This is a genomic window from Caballeronia sp. Lep1P3, assembly GCF_022879595.1.
In the GTDB taxonomy this organism is placed as follows: Bacteria; Pseudomonadota; Gammaproteobacteria; order Burkholderiales; family Burkholderiaceae; genus Caballeronia.
Map to the genome: position 1 here is coordinate 682,051 of NZ_CP084267.1, position 18,290 is coordinate 700,340.

General features: G+C 68.8%; 12 protein-coding genes. 1 reads left to right on the forward strand and 11 read right to left on the reverse strand.

Annotated elements, in window-relative coordinates:
* Positions 1-422: 422 nt before the first annotated feature.
* The 5 genes from tagF to LDZ27_RS29100 form a co-directional block, all read right to left on the reverse strand.
* Positions 423-1,091: a type VI secretion system-associated protein TagF gene (gene tagF / locus LDZ27_RS23700; protein WP_244818026.1), complete on the reverse strand. Its 669-nt coding sequence runs from the start codon at positions 1,089-1,091 to the stop codon at positions 423-425.
* Positions 1,091-4,546, reverse strand: coding sequence for a type VI secretion system membrane subunit TssM (tssM, locus tag LDZ27_RS23705; protein WP_244817550.1), 3,456 nt, complete (start codon positions 4,544-4,546; stop codon positions 1,091-1,093). Before tssM ends, tagF begins: the two co-directional genes overlap by 1 nt.
* Before the next feature lie 64 nt (positions 4,547-4,610).
* Entirely contained in the window at positions 4,611-5,990 is a 1,380-nt protein-coding gene (tssL, locus tag LDZ27_RS23710) for a type VI secretion system protein TssL, long form (RefSeq protein ID WP_244817551.1), read from the reverse strand.
* The gene (gene tssK / locus LDZ27_RS23715; protein WP_244817552.1) at positions 5,987-7,324 is read right to left on the reverse strand and encodes a type VI secretion system baseplate subunit TssK; all 1,338 of its coding nucleotides are present in this window, start codon (positions 7,322-7,324) and stop codon (positions 5,987-5,989) included. The genes tssL and tssK overlap by 4 nt, the downstream gene beginning before the upstream one ends.
* Before the next feature lie 9 nt (positions 7,325-7,333).
* Positions 7,334-9,547 carry a type VI secretion system-associated FHA domain protein gene (locus LDZ27_RS29100; protein ID WP_370653485.1) on the reverse strand — a complete coding sequence of 738 codons (2,214 nt, stop codon included), beginning with the start codon at positions 9,545-9,547 and terminating at the stop codon, positions 7,334-7,336.
* Between LDZ27_RS29100 and LDZ27_RS23730 the strand changes: the two genes are divergently transcribed.
* Positions 9,453-9,683, forward strand: a complete 231-nt coding sequence (locus LDZ27_RS23730) for a hypothetical protein (protein WP_244818036.1) — start codon at positions 9,453-9,455, stop codon at positions 9,681-9,683. The two genes, LDZ27_RS29100 and LDZ27_RS23730, sit on opposite strands and share 95 nt — an antisense overlap.
* An 11-nt stretch (positions 9,684-9,694) precedes the next feature.
* Here the strand turns inward: LDZ27_RS23730 and LDZ27_RS23735 are convergent, their stop codons facing one another.
* The 6 genes from LDZ27_RS23735 to tssE are packed head-to-tail and all read right to left on the reverse strand — an operon-like array spanning position 9,695 to position 18,271.
* On the reverse strand, positions 9,695-11,701 hold the full coding sequence (locus LDZ27_RS23735) for a type VI secretion system Vgr family protein (RefSeq protein WP_244817553.1): 2,007 nt from the start codon (positions 11,699-11,701) through the stop codon (positions 9,695-9,697).
* Between the two features lie 22 nt (positions 11,702-11,723).
* On the reverse strand, positions 11,724-12,113 hold the full coding sequence (locus LDZ27_RS23740) for a DUF4280 domain-containing protein (RefSeq protein ID WP_244817554.1): 390 nt from the start codon (positions 12,111-12,113) through the stop codon (positions 11,724-11,726).
* A 24-nt stretch (positions 12,114-12,137) separates the two neighbouring features.
* Positions 12,138-14,786 (reverse strand): type VI secretion system ATPase TssH, encoded by a 2,649-nt coding sequence (tssH, locus tag LDZ27_RS23745; RefSeq protein WP_244817555.1) that lies wholly within the window; start codon positions 14,784-14,786, stop codon positions 12,138-12,140.
* Complete coding sequence (tssG, locus tag LDZ27_RS23750) at positions 14,779-15,837, reverse strand: type VI secretion system baseplate subunit TssG (protein WP_244817556.1); 1,059 nt, start codon at positions 15,835-15,837, stop codon at positions 14,779-14,781. Before tssG ends, tssH begins: the two co-directional genes overlap by 8 nt.
* On the reverse strand, positions 15,822-17,717 hold the full coding sequence (gene tssF, locus LDZ27_RS23755; protein ID WP_244817557.1) for a type VI secretion system baseplate subunit TssF: 1,896 nt from the start codon (positions 17,715-17,717) through the stop codon (positions 15,822-15,824). The genes tssG and tssF overlap by 16 nt, the downstream gene beginning before the upstream one ends.
* Complete coding sequence (gene tssE / locus LDZ27_RS23760; RefSeq protein ID WP_244817558.1) at positions 17,714-18,271, reverse strand: type VI secretion system baseplate subunit TssE; 558 nt, start codon at positions 18,269-18,271, stop codon at positions 17,714-17,716. Before tssE ends, tssF begins: the two co-directional genes overlap by 4 nt.
* Positions 18,272-18,290 lie beyond the last annotated feature (19 nt).

The window sequence follows — 18,290 nt, forward strand, 5'->3', positions numbered from 1 at the left end:
TCGAGCCGCGTTGAGAAAGACGGTCGCCACGCTCCTATCGAACATGCCGACGCGCGATGCGGATGTGGATTACCGGCGTCTGATCGAGCTTGCTTGCGAGGTGAGCGACAAGAACAACGCGACGGCGGTGACCGCATGCTTCGAGGCGCGTTCAGAAGGACCGTTGCCCTGCTTCTGTCGAATAGGCCGCCACGCGAGGCCGATTTGGCTTACCGGCATCTAATCGATCCTGTTTGCGAAAGCGGGCGGTAAGGACAACGTGACGGCGGTGATCGTGTGCTTCGCGGGGCGCTGAGAACGACCGTCGCGACGCGACGCGACGCGGATGCAGCATGCCGGCGTCTGATCGAGCAAGCATGCGAAGCGGGCGGCAAACGCAACGGCACGGCGCTGACCGCGTGCTTCGAGGGACGCTACGGCACTTACACGACGCGTCCATCGAACAACGCCGCGACGAAGGCGGCATCCGGCAGGCCGGCTGTCACGCGCACCGATTCTTCCGTCCACCATGCGGACATGCCGCGCACGCACGCCGCACAAGTCATGCTCGGCGGCGCATCGGCGGTGGCGGCGGGCGTGTCGGGCGCGTCGGCAAGGGCAATCAACGCGGCATCGAAATCGGCGAGACGCGCGCCCGGCATCAACGTCGAAAGCGCGAGCTCACGGCAACGCGCGAACCAGCCGGCGCAGGAATCGACGCAGAATTCGGCGCGGAAATCGGCGCCAGATTCGACGCAAGGTCCGACGCGGAAATCGACGCGCGAACCACCGCAAGAACCCACACAAACCCCACCCCCAACCGGCGCCACAATCGTCAGCGGAAAATAACGCCCCGCCGCATCGACGCTCGGCATCAGCACGCCCGCCCACGCCCCGCTCCCGATCACATCGCCGGCGAGCGCAAAGCACCAAACCGGCGCCGTCAGATAAGCATCGAGCCACGCGGACCCCAGCGCGTCGCGGCTCGCGACGAGTCCCGCCTGCAGCATCGCGTCCCACGGCACGACGAAGGACGCCGGAAGACGCCGCGTCACGAAATCGCCGTTGCTGCGCAGCTTGCCGAAGCATCCGGCCGCGCCAGGCGCGCGCATCACGGCAGGTCCGGGCAGCGGAACTGTTCGAGCGGCGCGCGCCGGAACGGATTCACGACGCTATTCGCGTCCACTTCCAGCACCGCCTTGCGCCCCGCCGATTGCAGCGTCAGCGTGTAGCGGTCCGGCTCGCGCGTGGCGTCGAGCTTGCCCGCGTCGAGCAGATGCAGGAGCGCCCACGGGCCGCTCGCCTCGAACGATGCTCCCCCCGCCGGCGCGTCGAACTGCGCGCTCGCGCGGCCCGTGTTCTTGCCGCCCGGCCATTGCAGCGGCATCGACTGGGCGCCATCCTGCGCCACGGCGAACTGCTGCCCGTCGATTTCGAAATTCACGCGCGCGACGGCGGGATCGAGCGCGAGCGCCTTCACGCGAAAGCGAATGGCCATGGCGCGGCTGCCGTCGCCGAAGAACGCGTCGCGAATCTGCGCGGCGCGCTGGAACTGTGCGAGCGCATCGCGCGGCACGCCCGCCGGCGACGCGCCCGCGCGCCATTGCCACACGGGCTTCGTCGTATCGACGAGCGCGGCGAGGTTCTTCTGAAAGAAATCGTCAATGAGGCCGCCCGGCGCAAAAAGCCGCGCGAAGTCGTCGGCTGCGGCATCGCGCGCCGATGCGCGCACGAGCGGATAGCGGCCATCGAGCGCCTTGTGGCACAGCGGCCCGACGCTCGCGTTCCACTGCGCGGCAAGACGCGCGCGCTCCCCGCCTTCGACGAGCGACGCGCCCGCCGCCGCCACCGACGCCGCCACCGGCGTGAGCGGCGCGGCGCCGGTCTGACCCGCGAGCCGCAGCCTCGTCAACGCATCGCCCGCGGGCGCGGGCTGCCCGAGGCGGCGCGCGGCGTCGGCGGCGTCGAGATAAACGGCGGCGTCCTTCAACGGCGCGAACGCGCGTTCCAGCGGCGCGGCATCGCCGGGCTTGCCCGCAAGCTGATGCAGCGCGTCGAAGTGATCGTCGACGGCACTCGCGCCCGTCTGCGATCCCGCGCCGCCGAGCGTCGTCTCGCGCGCCGCCGCCACGATCAGCTTCCTGAGCGGCGAATCCGGCGCGGAAAGCGCGTTGGCGATGCGCGCGGCATCGACGAGACTCGCGGCCGGCACCGATGTCACGTCGTCGAGCAGCGCGTCCCACGCGCGCGCATACGCGTCGACATAGCGCTGATCCAGCGCCGCCCGCAAGCTCGCGATGCCGTCGGCGTTCTGCGGCGAATCGTTGCGGCCGAGCACCCACGCGTCGCTCGCGGCATCGGCGAGTGCGTGATCGCGCAGCCGTTGATAGACCGCATAGCCCGCGCGCGTGTACGCGCCCGCGACGCCGCCCGTCAGCGACGCGCCGCTCGCGCGTTGCAGCAGGAGCGGCGCCTTCGGCCCCGCGGCGGCGCTCACGCTGAACGCGGCGACATTCGCCTGCGCGAGTTCCCGATCCAGCCGGTCGCCGATGCGCTGCGACAGCGGCAACTCCGTCAGCCGCGCGCGCGCCGACTCGACGAGCGCGCCGTCGAGCGGCAGCGACGCATCGAAACGCGTCTTGTCGAAGAGCGCGGCGAGATGGGCGTCGAGCGCGCGCTTCTGCTGCGCATCGAGCGCGCCGGACAGCGCCGCGAGCATGTGCGCGCGCACCGCGTTCGCGTCGTAGCGATGCGGGTCGCCGAGCATCAGATACGTGCGAAGCGCGTCGTAGCGATACTGCGCTTGCGCGGGCGCATCGCTGCCGCCGTCGCGCAATTCGAGCGTCAGCTTGCCGACGACGAGCGGCAGCAAGGTCTGATCGAGCAGCCGGCGATACGTCACGCGCGCTTCCTGGCCGAGCTTGTCGCCCTGATAGAGCCAGAGCCGCGTGAGCCACGGCACCGGCTTGCCCGCATCGGCATAGCCGCCCGGCAGCGCGCGGGCCGCGTCCAGCAGCGGCAGCGCGGCGAGCGCGTCGCTGCTCGCGTTCGCTTCGCGGGCCAGTTGGCGGACGTGCTCCGTCTGCCGCGCGAAATCGGCGACGAACGCGCGGTTGCGCTGATAGCTCACGCCCATGCCGACAAGCCCAAGCGCGAGCGTGACGCCGACGAGCGCCAGCGCGCCGCGCCGCAGCCACGCGCGGCGCCGTTCGAGCCGCGCGTTGGCGCCCGAAAGCCCCGCTTCCGCGAACACGACGTCCTTCAGAAGCCGCTCGATGAAGTACGCGCGGCCGGAGGCGTCGCGCCGATAGGCGTCGTCGCGCTTCGATCCGAGCGACTGCGCGAGCGCGCTGATCGCCCGGTCGATGGGCCTGCCGTGCTGCGTCCCGCTCGTGAAATACACGCCGCGCAGAAGCGGCGACGCCTCGAAGCGCGTGCCGTGGAACGTGTCGCCGAGAAAGCGCGCGAGCGCCGGCGCGAGTCCCGCGAACTGCTGCGGAAAACCGTGGATGCGCGCGCGCCGAGTGACGTCCGTCTCGCGCTGCAGACGATCGATCACGCGCGCCCGGAGCCGTGCGCCGAGCGCGTCGAATTCGGCCGGAAACGTCGCGATCGCGCGGTCGGCGCCGGGGGATTCGTCGAGCGCGAAGGTCACGCCCCAGACTTGCGCCCGCTCTGCTTCGCCGAGATCGTCGAAGAATTCGGTGAAGCCCGCGACGAGATCGCATTTGGTCACGACGACATACACCGGAAAGCGCATGCCGAGCCGCTCGCTCAGCTCCTTGAGGCGGCTTCGGATCGCGCGGATATGCGCGTCGCGTTGTGCGTCGTCCTGAGCGATGAGATCCGCCGCCGACAGCGTGACGATCACGCCGTTGAGCGGCTGGCGCGGGCGGTACTTGCGCAGCAGTTGCAGAAAGCCGGTCCACGCGGATTGATCGGCGTGCGCGTCGCTGTCCTGCGTGGTGAAGCGGCCGGCGGTATCGACGAGCACGGCGTCGTCGGTGAACCACCAGTCGCAATGGCGCGTGCCGCCGATGCCGCCGATGCCGCCGATTGCGCCGATAGCGCCACTTGCATCTCGTCGAAGTCCCTCGCGCAGCGGAAAGCGCAGACCCGAGTGCGAAAGCGCCGTCGTCTTGCCGGTGCCGGGCGCGCCGATGAACATGTACCACGGCAGTTGATAGAGCCACTGGCGGCCGTTCGCGCCTTTCATGCGCGCGCGCCGCAACGTCGCGAGCGCCTGCTCGAAGCGTTCGCGCAGCAGGGCCAGTTCCTCGTTCGCCGCTGTTTGCGCGGGATCGGCGCCTTGTTCACCGATACCGCCGACGCCGCGCACGAAGCGCACGTTCACGAGCCGCGCAGCCGCGAGCCGCGCGCCCCAAACGAGCAGCAGCGCGCCCACGATGAGCGCTATCGCCACGAAGCGGCTCGCCCGCGTTTCGAGCGGCGCGCGTCCCGCATACGCGACGAGCGGCCCCTCGAACCACACGACGACGGCGAGCGCCGCCACGCCCGCGAGCGTGATCCAGTGCGGCGTTTTGATCGAGCCTGCGAACTTTTTCATCGGTGTCTCCCTTTCCGTTTCCGTTTCCGTTTCCGTTACTGTCGATGCGAAGCGGCCACGCGCGTCACGAGGACGCGCCCGGCGCGAGCAGCGTGATCTCGACGCGGCGATTCTTCGCGCGGCCCGCGGGCGTGTCGTTGGGGGCGAGCGGCTCGGCGTCGCCGCGGCCTTCGGCGGTGAAGCGCGCGGGCGTGCCGGTGCTGGCCGCGAGCATCGCGCGCACGCTGTCGGCGCGTGCCTGCGACAGGTGCCAGTTCGACGGATAACGCGCCGACAGAAGCCGCTGGTCGTCGGTATGCCCCGTCACGACGACATTGCCGGAGACGCTCTTCAGCGCCTGCCCGATGCGCGCGATGAGCGCTTCATATGCCGGATCGAGCGTCGCGCTGCCCGAGGCGAACAAGTTGTCGCCGTTGATCGTGACGATGGAGCGGTCCGCGCCCTCGCGCACGCTCACGAGCCCTTGCCGGATTTCGGGCGCGAGGAAGGTCGCGAGCGTCGCGGCGGCGGCCGGCATCGCGTTTTGCCGTGCGTGCGCGCTAAGGACCGTTTGCGTGGAAGCCGCAGCCGACGCGCGCGGCGCGGCGACGCGGATGCGGTTCATCGCGTCGAAAAGCGGGTCGGACGTGCGGTTGAGGCTCAGAGCCAGCGCGACGTGCGTGGCGACCAGCACGACGCCGCCGAGCGCCACGAACACCCACGGCGGCACGCGCTGCGCAAGCGGCGGCCGGGCGCGCTCGACGGGCCGCCAGCGCGGCGACAGCTCCTGCTCGAAGGTCCCGCGCTCGCGCCGGATGATGCGCGCGAGCCGCTCGCGGACCGATTCGAGCTGGCTGCGCCCGCCGTCGATCAGCCGGTAGCGGCCTTCGAAGCCGAGCGAGAGGATCACGTAGAGCAGTTCGAGCACGTCGATGTTGCGCGACGGTTCCTGCGCAAGCGTCTGCAGGATCAGAAAGAAGCGCTCGCCGCCCGATGCTTCGTTGTGAAACGTGACGAGCAGGCTGCGGCTTCCCCATACGCCGCTGCCCCACGGCGTGCCGGAAATCGCTTCGTCGATGCAGGTGCACAGGCAATAGCGCGCCGCCGCGAGCCGTTCGATGTCGGTGCCGCTCGCGCGCGCATCGCGCTCGAAGGAGCGGACCATTTGCACGAGTTCGGCGCGCAGGGCTTCGATGTCGGGCATCGCCGCGCGCGTGCGCAGCGGCAGCGCGAGTTCCAGCAGCGCTTGCGCCGCGCGCACCAGCGGATTCAGGCCGCTTGCGACGGCGAGCGTGCGCGTTGACGCCGACGGCATCCTGTCATCGACAGGCGGCGCGATGCGTCTTCCGCCTGGCTGCGGGATCAGGATGGTTTCGTCCGGATCGAAGCCGGCATGAGGAAAGATGGGTGCGTTCACGGTCGGGTCCTTCGCGGAATCAGTGAGGTCGTCGGGCGGCGCGTTCATGGGCGGATCGCCCAGAATTCGAGTTCGAGGCCCGGGAAATCGCCCGCTACGTGAAGCGCGACGCCAGCGGAACCGGCGAACTGCTTCCAGAGATCGCTGTTGCGGTCGAGTTCGAAATACGTGAAGCCCGCATGGAACGGCAATTGACGCGGCGCGAGCGGCAGCGCGCGCAGGCCGATGCCCGGCAATTGCAGATTGACGAGATCGCGGATGCGCTCGATCGGCCCGAGCTTCGCCTGCTGCGCAAAGCCGTTGAGAAGCGCGGCGGGCGCGAGATCGGCCTTGACCGCAAGCACGAAGTTCGCGCTGCGAAACAATTCGCGGTCCGGCACGATTGCGACGCGCAGGCCGTACTTGCGCTCCTCCAGCGCGATCGGCACCGCGTGCGGGTCCATGACGGCGGAGAGCGCGGCGCGCAGCGCATCGGCGAGCGGCGCGTAGACGGCATCGAGCCGCTCGTGCCGATACACCGGGAACGGCGCGGGGCGCCTCGCGGGCGAGCTGAACGTCGCGAGTTCGCCCGCCAGTTGCAGCGCGTGCTGATGCAGATCATGAGGATGCAGGCCGCTCGCCGATGCGAGCGCCGCAAACAGCGGCTCCGCGCGATTGAGCACTTGCAGCAGCAGAAAGTCCGCGATTTCCGCCGCGCCCGTCGCGGCCGGCTGCGCGAGGCGCGCGGCGAGCGCATCGGCGCGCTGGTGCAGCAGGCCGACGAGTTCGTCGACGAAACCGCTCAGGCGGCGCGACACGCGATAGTCGAGGCAAGGCGGCACGTAGGCCGCATCCAGCACGATGCTGTTGTCCGCGCGGCGCTCGACGATGCGCGCCACGCCAAGCGCCGTATGCGCCTGCGCCACGTCCGCTTCGAAGGCGAGCCGCATCTGCAGCTTGCCGATCTGGACGAGCGCGGCGCCGGTTGCGCCTTCGTTGCTGTCGAGCACTTCCGTTTCCGCGATGCGATGCCGCGCGAAGCTCTCGCGCGCTTCGCCGCCGTAAGCCGATTCCGCGACGCCCCGGCGCGCGAGCGGCAGCGCGAGGACCACGATCAGGTCGCGCGCGTCTTCCGGCACGGCGAGCGGCAGCGGCAAGTCGTCGTCGGCGGGCAGGCGAAACGGGCTGCCATCGGGCATCACGCCCGCGCACGACGTGAGCACGATGCGGCCGAGCTTCAGTTGATCCGCATCGATCGCGAGTTCGGAGAAGCCGTATGCGTAGGGGCGCAGCGCCGCGCAGCGCGCATCGATCTGGGCGCGCAGATAACGGTCGTGCTGTTGCAGATGTTGCGGCTGCAGCAGCATGCCTTCGGACCAGATCACCTTGTTGTTGGCGGACATCGTCGACCTCTATGCGTGTTGGGAACGGTGCGCAGCGGCGTTTGTGCGTTCCGTGGCTTCGGTGGCTTCGGTGGCTTCGGTGGCATGCCGCTCGTAGGCATCGTTGAAGGCGCCGCCGCACAGCGCTTCAAGGTCGTCGGCGCTCGCGCGGGCGAGTTGCGCGTGCAGCGCGACGAGGCGGTCCCACTGTCTCGCCTTGCGGCGGACGGAAAGCCAGTCGAGCCAGCCGTGCTGTTTTGGCGTGTGCGCTTGCGCTTCGGTTCGCGTTCCGGGTTGCGTTCCGGGTTGCGTTCCGGTTTGCGCGATGACGTCTGGATCGAAGCGGCCAAGCAGATGCAGCAAGGCCGCGCGCATGCCCGCGAGGACGGCGAGTTCGTGGCGGCGGATATCGTCGAATGCGCCTTCGAGCGCGGCGTCGCCCGCGAGATAGCCCGCGCTCGCGCCGCGCAGCATTTGCGCGAGGGCGCTGTCGCCGTCGGGAAAGAACTTGAGCGGGTTGTTGCCGCGCTGCACGAGAAGCGTGGTATCGACGCTCATGCCGCGCTTCATGACCGAGCGCGACATCAGCACCTCGACCGTGCCGCGCACCGCCGTGCGCAGCAGCGTTCCGGCGAGCCGCGCGAAGTCGGCGCCGCTGCGTCCGCGAAGGATGGCGGCATCGGCGCCGAGGCCGTCGAGCAACGCGGCGAGCGTGGGGTTTTCGTTTGCTGCGTTTGCTGCGTTTGAGGTGTTTGAGGTGTTTGCTGCGCTTGCTGCATTCAATTCGCTTGCTGCGCTTGCTACGTTTGATGCACTTGCTGGGTGTGCGGCGTTTGCTGCGCTTGCTGCGTTTGCTGCGTTCGCTGCGTTCGCTGCGTTTGAGGCGTTTGAGGCGTTCGATGCGTTCGATGCGTTCGATGCGTTCGATGCGTTCGATGCGTTCGATGCGTTCGATGCGCTTGGTGCATTTAATGCGTTTGCTGCGTTTGATGCGCTTGCTGGGTGTGCGGCATTTGCGGCGTTTGCGACATTTGCGACATTTGCGACATTTTCGACATTTGCGACATTTGCGGCACTTGTGGCATTTGCCGCATTCGCCGCATTTGCCGCATCCGCCGCGTTCGTTGCAGTTGCCGCATGTGCAGCATTCACCGCACCGCGACTCGCGACGTCGAAAGGCGCGTTCGCTGCCGCGAAAGCCGCCGCATCCGCAAGCGCATTCATCGGCACGCGCGGCTCGCGCGTCGGCGACATCGCGAACGCTTGCGCGGCATCGGCGATGTCGTCGAGCGGATCGTAGTCGTGCGGAATGCCGCCCTGCGGCGCGCACGCGGCGGCCATGCGCGCGGCATCGGGCGCATAGGCGAATTGCTCCGGCGAGACGTGGTCGCTCGCGGAGCCGGCGAACGCGGCGCGGCCATCGATGCACGGCGGCGTGCGGCCATCGGCAAGCGGTGCGCCGAGCGGATCGAAATGCGCGCCCGGCATCGGCGCTGCGAACAACACGGCGGCGCGCGCGAGCGGGTCCCGCTGCAAGGCGGCGTGATCGCTGTAATCGGCGATGTCGGCGATATCGGCGTCGATGAGCGGATCGTTGGCAAAGGCTCGCGCATGGTTGCCGTCGCTATCGCGCGCCGAGTCCGGCAAGGCTTGAGCGAGCGCATGCCCGGCTGCAACGCCGCCGTGCGCGAGCGGATGATTCCCGAAGACCTGCGCCGGAGAACCACCGTCGCGATATGGCGACTCATACGGCGACTCATGCGGCGACTCTTTACCGAGCGCATTAAGCCCCCCACTGCCCGCATGCGCCAAAGACCCATCCGCCAAATCCCCGTCAACCACATGCGCCCTCGCGCCGCCAACCGCAAAAACCGGGTCATTCGCCAAACCCCGCGCCTGCGCACCACCGCGTCCAGCGAGCGAATCCGCAGCCAGCCCATCCTTCGCCGCCGCCCGGCCGTCCACCCGCGTGAAGCCGCCCGCCGCCGCATCGCTCGAAACGAACGCATCGCCTGAACGCGCACCGAACGGCAGCGCATCCTGCAACGTCGATACCTCGATCTGGTACGCGCCCACTTCAATGCGATCGCCGTTCGCCAGGCGCGCGACGTGACCGCTCGCGAGCAGCCGGCCGTTGAGCCGGCACGGGTTGCTACCGAGATCCGCGAGCCGCCAGCCATCGCCCGTCCAGTCGATGCGCGCCTGCACGCGCGATACCGTCTTTGCCGCGTCGGGAAGCACCATCGTGTTGCCGGGGCCGCGTCCGATGGTCCCGCCCGCCGCGTCGAACCGGCAGACGAGCGGCGTATCCGGCGGCTCGCCCTGGTACGTCCTGACTGCGAGCGTGATGTGCATGGCGTCTCCTGCCTGTGCGTGGTGAAACGGCTGCGCTCATCGGGAACCGTCGTCGGCTTCGCGCGGTTCGGCGGGCGCATCCGGCGATGCGCTCGCCGCGCCCGCCGCCGCGCCCGCGCCGCCGCAGTTGATCTGCACCGTCGCGCCGTCGATCGTCACCGGCCCGGCGGCGTTGATCGCAATGCCCGATGGTCCGAGCACGATCGTGTTGCCGCCTGCCTTGAGCGTGAGCGTGGCGCCCGCTTCGATCGTCACGTTCGCACCGCCCTTGATGTCGACGTTAACACCCGCCCCCAGCGCAAAATTCCGTGCCGTTTTCATTTGTGTGTCGCCGCCGACATCGAGCGAGCATTTCCCGCCGATCCGCCCGCTATGGCTGCCCTTCACCGCATCGCTGCGATTTCCGCCGCAGCGCGCAAAGTCGTGGCCCTCGACGATGACGTGCCGCTCATTGCCGATCCGCGCGAGCGCGTCGTTGCCGACCCACGTCTCCATGTCGCGCTCGGCGTGAAAGAACATCTGCTCGGCGCCCTTCGTATCGTCGAAGCGCATTTCGTTGAAGCCGTTGCCGCCCTTGGTCGAATGGCTCTTGATAGTCGTGCGCGCCATCTTCTCGGGCAACGCGCAGGGCGTCGTCTGCGCGGCGTTGTAGACGCTGCCGATGACGAGCGGCTGGTCCGGATCGCCCTCGATGAAATGCACGAGCACTTCCTGCCCGATGCGCGGCAGAAAGAACGCGCCGTAGCCCTTGCCGGCCCACGGCTGCGCGACGCGCACCCAGCAGCGTTGCAGCGATTCGCGCGACGCCTCGGGACCGAGCTGTTCCCAATGAAACTGGACCTTGATGCGGCCGTATTTGTCCGTATGGATTTCCTCGCCTTCCGGCCCGACGACGCGCGCCGTCTGCGGCCCGGCAATCGTCGCGCGCGGCGTGATGCGCTCCGGACGAAAGCCCGCATCGCGCGGCAGCGCGCGAAACGCGCAATCGAAGACATGCGAAAGACGCGGATTGTCGAGCGTGGATAGATAGTCATCCGAATTAATCGCGTACTCCGCCGCGACGATCAAATACTCGCCGTTCTGCTGCGTGAGCGGATGCTCCGCCAGCCGGACGATGCCGCCCGGCCAGATGCCGCGCACCGTCGCGCGAGCGCTCACGCACGCATTGGCCGCCTGATGCGCTTCGGCGCGCACGCGCGCGTGCCGCTCGGCATCCTCCGCGCGCGTGTAGCCGATGCCATGCTCCTGCATCGTGTAGAGCGCGGCATCGAACGGTTCCGTGCGACGTGCGCGCGCAACGAGCCCTTGCTGCTCGCTTTGCGACGGCTTCTCGAAGTCGTAGTCGTTCACTTCGACGATGCCCGCCTGCACTTGCGCGCCCGCGTGCCACGCATAGATGCATTCCTGCTCGCGCGGCGCCTCCTTCGCCGGGCGAAAGAGAAGCGCTTCATAGTGCGCAATCGCTTCGTGAACGTGCGGCGAATCCGTGAGAACGAGCGTGTGCTTGCCGCCGCGATGCCGCACGTAGTAGTAGATGCCCTCGCGCTCCGCGAGCCGGCTCACGAAATCGAAGTCCGTCTCGCGATACTGCGCGCAATGCTCGATAGCCGGATACGACGCCGAGCACTTGTTCTCGAAGTCGATGTGATAGTCCGACAGCACTTGCGCGATGATCTCGGGCGTCGTCATCCGATGAAAGAAGCGGCAATGCGACGCGCGCGTGAGAAGCCACAGGCGCGGGCGCACCGTCGCGCGGAAAAGCGCCGGATGGTCGGGCTGCGTGCTCGCGGGCCGCGCCAGTTCGAACGCGGTGACGATGCCGTTGAACTCGCGCTCGCCGCCGCCGGGAAGCTCGATGCAAACCGACATGTCCTGGCCGAGCACTTTCGCGATATCGATGGCGGAATCGTCCGCGAGCAGTTCGAGGTCCCATTGCGCGAGGCGGCCGAGCGCTTCATGCCCGCGCAGGCGGTAGAACACGAGCGCGTCTGCGCCGAGCGCGCAGTTCACGCGGGCAATGCGGTGAGTGTCTTTGAGCATCATCGCGGGTCTCGTCGAGAAGGCGTCAGGGAAGCTGCGTCTTGCGCGTGGCCGGATCGACGACCGTCACCGCGCCGCCCCAGTTGCACAGGCACTTCGACACGTTGTCGAGCGAAGGCGCATTGCCGAGCTGCACGGTGATCGCGCCCGGCGTCCACGGCTGCATGGTCGCGGGCACGCACGGCGCGGGCGTCGGCGTGCCGAGCGCGGCGGCGGTCGCCGCCTGCACCGCCGGATTCGCGGGCGCGCTGCACATGCCGAACGGCATGATGTTCACGAGTGGAACGTGATCCATGATGTTCGCGGCGGGCGGGCCTTCGCACAGCACGCGGTTCTCGGGCAGCACGACGAGCGTCGACGGCGTCATGCCGAACGAACACTGAAGCGTCGCGCCCATGCTCACTTGTTGCGGCATCGCAGGCTCCTTCCGGTTTGGCGTTCAGTCGAACGCGTAAGTCAGCTCGCCGTCGCGCGCGCCGATTTCGACTTTCGCGACGCTGCGCCCATCGACGAGACGGTTCAGGAATTCGGTGCTCACGCGCGGCAGCACGGTGTTCGTCAGAATCGCGTCGATCATGCGGCCGCCGCTCTGAAGCTCCGTGCAGCGCCGCGCGATTTCCTGCGCGAGCGCGTCGTCGTACACGAAGCCCACGCGATAGCGCGCCTCGATGCGCCGCCCGATGCGCGCGAGTTGCAGGCGAATGATCGCGTCGAGCATCGCGGCATCGAGCGGATAGTAGGGAATGACCGTTACGCGGCCGAGCAGCGCGGGCGGAAACGCGTCGAGAAGCGGCGTGCGCAGCGCTTGCGCGATCTCTTCCGGCGACGGCGCGCGCCGCACGCCGCCGCAAAGCCGCGTGATGAGTTCCGTGCCGACGTTCGTGGTCAGCAGAATGAGCGTGTTGCTGAAATCGATCTCGCGACCCTCGCCGTCTTCCATGCGGCCCTTGTCGAAGACCTGAAAGAAGAGCTTGTGCACGTCCGGATGCGCCTTCTCGAATTCGTCGAGCAGCACGACGCTATACGGACGCCGGCGCACGGCCTCGGTCAGCACGCCGCCTTCGCCGTATCCGACATAGCCCGGCGGCGAGCCTTTCAGCAGCGACACCGTATGCGCTTCCTGATACTCGCTCATGTTCACGGTGATGACGTTTTGCTCGCCGCCATAAAGCGCCTCGGCGAGCGCGAGCGCGGTCTCTGTCTTGCCGACGCCCGAGGTTCCCGCGAGCATGAACACGCCGACGGGCTTCTGCGGATTGTCGAGGCCGGCGCGCGAGGTCTGCACGCGGCGCGCGATCATCTGCATCGCGTGATCCTGTCCGACGATGCGCCGGTTCAGCGTCGCGGCGAGATCGAGCACGCTCCTGACTTCGTCGCGGACCATGCGGCCGACCGGAATGCCGGTCCAGTCCTGCACGACGGAGGCGATTGCGTGCGCATCGACGGCGCTCAGCGTGAGCGGCGCATCGCCCTGCTGCGCGGCGAGTTGCTGCGTCAGCTCGCGCACGGTTTGCCGCGCTTCTTCCGACGATTCCCCGCGCTCGCCGATCTCCCTGCGCGCGGCGAGAATGCGCGCGACGATCGCGCGTTCCGCCTCCCAGCGCGCGGTCAGATCGGCCAAGCGCGCCTCTTCGCTCGCGAGCCGCGCGGCGACTTCGGCGGCGCGCTCGCCGGCCTGCTGCTCCGACGCGACGCCGAGCGCCGCTTCGCGCGCCACGATCTCGCTTTCGAGCCGCCACGCTTCGATCCGCCGCTTCGCATCGTCGATGGCGGGCGGCAGCGCCTGCTGGCTCACCGCGACGCGCGCGCACGCGGTGTCGAGCAGGCTCACGGCCTTGTCCGGCAACTGCCGCGCGGGAATGTAGCGATGCGAGAGCTTCACGGCCGCTTCGAGCGCCTCGTCGAGCACCTGCACGCCGTGATGCTGCTCCATCTTGCTCGCGAGGCCGCGCATCATCGCGATCGCGCTGGCCTCGGATGGCTCCGGCACCTTCACCGCCTGAAAGCGCCGCGTGAGCGCCGGGTCTTTTTCGATGTGCTTCTTGTATTCCACCCACGTCGTCGCGGCGATGGTGCGCAGCGTGCCGCGCGCGAGCGCGGGCTTGAGCAGATTGGCCGCGTCGCCGGTGCCCGCCGCGCCGCCCGCGCCGACGAGCGTATGCGCCTCGTCGATGAAAAGGATCACGGGCTTGTCCGATGCCTGCACTTCGTCCATCACCTGTTTCAGGCGGTTCTCGAACTCGCCTTTGACGCTCGCGCCCGCTTGCAGCAGACCAATATCGAGCGTGCGGACGACCGCGTTGGCGAGCGCGGGCGGCACGTCCCCCGCGACGATGCGCTGCGCGAAACCTTCCACCACCGCCGTCTTGCCGACGCCCGCCTCGCCGGTGAGGATCGGATTGTTCTGGCGGCGGCGCATGAGGATATCGATGACCTGGCGGATTTCGGCATCGCGCCCGACGATTCGGTCGAGCTTGCCTTCGCGCGCCTGCGCGGTGAGATCGACGGTGTAGCGCTCGAGTGCGGCGTGGGCGGCGAGCGGCGCGGCGGCATCGTTTTCGGCAGCGGCGCGCGTGACATCAGCGACGTGAGCCACATCATCGACGCCCGCTTCCGGCGATCCTTCGACGAGCGCGTCGAAGCGCTCCGACAGCGCGTCGAAGCCGATCTTCCCGAACTCGCGCGAAATCGCGAACAGCGCGTTGCGCAGATTCGGCGTGCGCAACATGCCGATCACGAGATGGCCGGTGCGGACCTTCGTCGCGTTGAACATGAGCGAGCCGAAGACCCAGCCGCGCTCCACCGCCTCGTCGACCTGCGCGGAGATATCGGAGACGGACGTCGCGCCGCGCGGCAGGCGATCGAGCGCGGCGGTCAGATCGCGGGCGAGACGGCTTTCATCGAGTTCGAAGCGCCGCACGAGCCGCTGCAGGTCCGAATCCGGCGCGAGCAGGATTTGATGCACCCAGTGCGCGAGTTCGACATATGGATTGCCGCGCAGCTTGCAGAACGCGGTGGCATTTTCGATCGCGCGGTACGCGACCGGATGCAGCTTGCCGAACAGGGCGTGACGGCTGATTTCAGTCATGGAACGTCTCCTCGATGTGGCTCGTGCGCGCATCGCGCGCGATCACGACCCGATGGTTGTCATGAACCGGCGTGCCGCTCGTGAGCCACGTCGTCCAGCCAAGACGCGCGCCGCCATTGCGCTCGACGCCGCGGCTCGCGAGACGAAGCGCCGGCACTTCGTCGCGTTTCAGATGCAGCGACACGTCCCAGTCGAGCGGATCGCGCACGTAGTTGCGAACCCAGTCGCGCAGCTTGCGAAGGCTCGCGCCGCCCGGCAGGAAGCGCACGAAATCGGCATGCGAGAGCGGCCCGATGGCGATGCGGAACTTGTGCTGGCAATCCCAGACGCGCGTGCCCGCCACCGCCGAGACGCCGAGCCGCGCGCCGCCGAGCCGCGCGAGGGAATCGGCGGGCAGCGCGATCCAGTGTCCGCGCCACGGCTCGATCGACACCGGCACGCCGAAGAAGCGCGCGAGGATCAGACGCAGGCCGTCCGCGTGGCGCGTCGGCGCGGCGAGCACGCCGGCGAAATGACGCTTGGCGGCATCGGGCACGGCGTCGCGCGCGTGCATGGCGGGCGAGCCGATTCCGATGAGACTGCCGACGTAATCCGCGAAACGGTCGTCGTGCGGACGGTCCGCGCTCACGACCGGCTGCGCATCGGCCCACGCGCGATAGAAGAGCGACAGCATCCGGTGATGGAACACGTCGAGAAAGCGCGCGAGCGTCGGGTCGTTCGCGTTGCGGGCGCGCTCGCGGACGTAGGCGGTCAGGTGCGTCGGCAGCGGACCGTTCGGGCCGAGCAGCCCGAGAAAATTCACCGCGAGACGTCCGGGCTTGCCGTCGGCGCCCGGCGTGTAGCCGCCGAGCGTCGTCGGATGAAAGATCAGCTCCGGCTCTTGCGAGAGGCGGATGGCGTCGTCGCGCGCGCTCGCCGAGCGGCCGAGGCGCGGACGCGCTTCGTGCATCCGTTCGACGAGGCGCAGCGCCTGAAAGAAGTCGAATCGGCGGGCGTCGCGCGCGAGCACGGCGTCGAGATCGGGGGCGTCGGGTTTCAGAGCGTCGGGCATCGTCCGCTCCTGTGCGGCCAGCGCATGACGGTGCCGCGCGCGAGCGTCGCGACTGCCGTTTCCGTGAACGAATTGATCGACACATACTGCGCCATGAACTGCGCGAGCACCGCGCCGAGCAGGAACGCGCTCGCGCCTTCGAACGCGGCGTCGTCGAAGTTCAGCGTGACGGCAAGCCCGCGCCCGAACACGATCGGCCCCGGCGACGGCAGGCGGCGCACGACCGGCTCCGACGACACGGAGCGCAAGCCTTCGATCTGACGCAGCGCGGCGGAATCGTCGGCGGGGCAATAGAGCGTGAGCAGTTCGCGCAGCGCGCGCGCGCCCTGCTGCGCGTCGTGATCGACGAGCGACGCATAGTTGAGCGACAGATGATCGATGAGCCGCCACGCCGCCGGACCTTGCGCGAACGACGGCAACGGCCGGCTCGGACCGGCGACGCATCGCACGGCGGTCACGGGCGCTTCGGCGTCGAGCGTGAAGTCGGTCGCGCCCGCGCCGAGCGGCATCGAAAGCGGCAGATCGCGATTCGTGCACCACACGGTGAGGCCGAGCTGACGCAGGTCGTCGGCAAGCGGCGCGCTCGCTGCATCGACGAGCGCGATGAACGCCTCGCTGCCGAGATAGCCGCTGCGCGCGCCGTCGCGTTGCTGGCGCACCGACGCGCGGCGCGCCTCCCGGCGCAACTGGTAGAACGCGCCGCCTTCGCCGGGCGCATCGAGGTCCTTCGCGCAGTGAAACGGCCTGAACTGCCGTTGCGCGTCGGCGCCCGAGCCGTAACCGGTCACATCCTCGATCTGGTGGATTTCGTAATCCATCGGCCGCGTGCGATCCACGACGACGTGATATTCGAACGCCGCCGCGTCGAGCGCGATGCGGTCCGTGCGGCGGCGAAAGAGGTTGATCGCGGGCGTGCAGTTGAGCACGAAGTGCGACGCATCGACGGCGCGTTCCAGCGACGCATCGGCCTGATCGAGCAGCACGACGATGTCCACTTCACGCTCGCGGCAGTGGCGCAATGCGTCGCGCAGCCCCGCGATTTCCACGAACATGAAGCGCGGCGCGAACGCGAAGTACTCCTGCAACAGCCGGTAGCCATCGAACGATTGCTGGCCGACGGGCAAGAGCGCTTCGTCCTCGTCGAAACCGAGCGGGCGCAGCGCCGTCTTCGGGAGCACGGCGAGCGTCGTATCGGCGGCGCCTCCCTTGCCCGGCTGCACGATCGCGACGCCCGCGCAATTCGCGAGCAGCCGTTCGTGGATGCGCAGCGCGAGGCCGTCCGCGCCCCGCAGATGCAGTGCGAGACGATCGAGCGCGAGCCGGTCGAAGCCGAGCGCGCCCGTCGCACGCAGACGCAGCCGCAGCGCGGCCTTGACGCCCGTTCTCGCATCGGCGGCGAGCGCGGACGGGAAGCCGTTGTGCGCCGCGAACCTCGCCTGCGCGATCTCCACCGGCCACAGCGTGACGGCGTGCGCGGTGCGGAACTCGCAGCGCGTCGAAGCCGACTTGTCGAGCATGCCGCGCAGCATCGTATGACGCGGCACCGCGACGCCCTCCGCGCTCGCCGCGAGTTGCGGATTCGCGTGATCGGGCATCAATTGCACGACTGCCATCGCGGGCGTCGGCGCAAGATAGTGCGGAAAGGCCATCTCCAGCAGATGCTGCGTGAAGCGCGGAAATTCCGCGTCGAGCTTCATCTGCACGCGCGCCGCGAGAAAGCTGAAGCCTTCGAGCAGACGTTCGACGTAGGGATCGGCGCATTCGAGACCGTCGAGCGCGAGCCGCCCCGCGACCTTCGGAAAAGCGGCGGCGAACTCCCCGCCCATTTCGCGCAGATGCCGCAACTCCTGGCTGTAGTACTTGAGGAACGCCGGATTCATATCTGAAACTCCCCGCTGCGAGCGCCCGGTTTGCCCGGCACATTGCGCGCGGACGCCGCATCGGCGATACGCACTTCGCCTGCTTCCAGATCCAGCTCGGTGCGCAGATGAAGCCGCTCCGGATACGGGCGCGACCCCATCTGCGCTTCGATCTCGAAGCAGATGACGTGGCCGCGCGCCTTACCCTTCGCGTCGTCGATCACCGTGACGCGCACCGTTTCGCGCGCGAGCCGCGGCTCGAACGCCCAGAGCGCTTCGCGAATCATCCGTTCGACCGCGCCCGGCGTGAGCGCCGCGACGTTGCTGCCCGCGAGGTCCGGCAGCCCGTAGTTGAGCACCGAAGTCGCGACGTGAGGCAGGCGCGCGGCGTCGTCGCGAGCGGCGAGACCGCTTGCGTTGAGCAGCCAGCCGATGTCGCGCTGGACGCTTGCGCGAAGCGCGCGCGGCGACATCGCGCGACGCTCGCGCGGCTCGGTTCGCGCGTGCGGTTCGTCGTCGGTCAGGCGGTCGAGAAGGGACGGTTGCAGGCGCTCTCGCGCGGTCGAATCGGACATGGCTTGCTCCTGTCGGCAG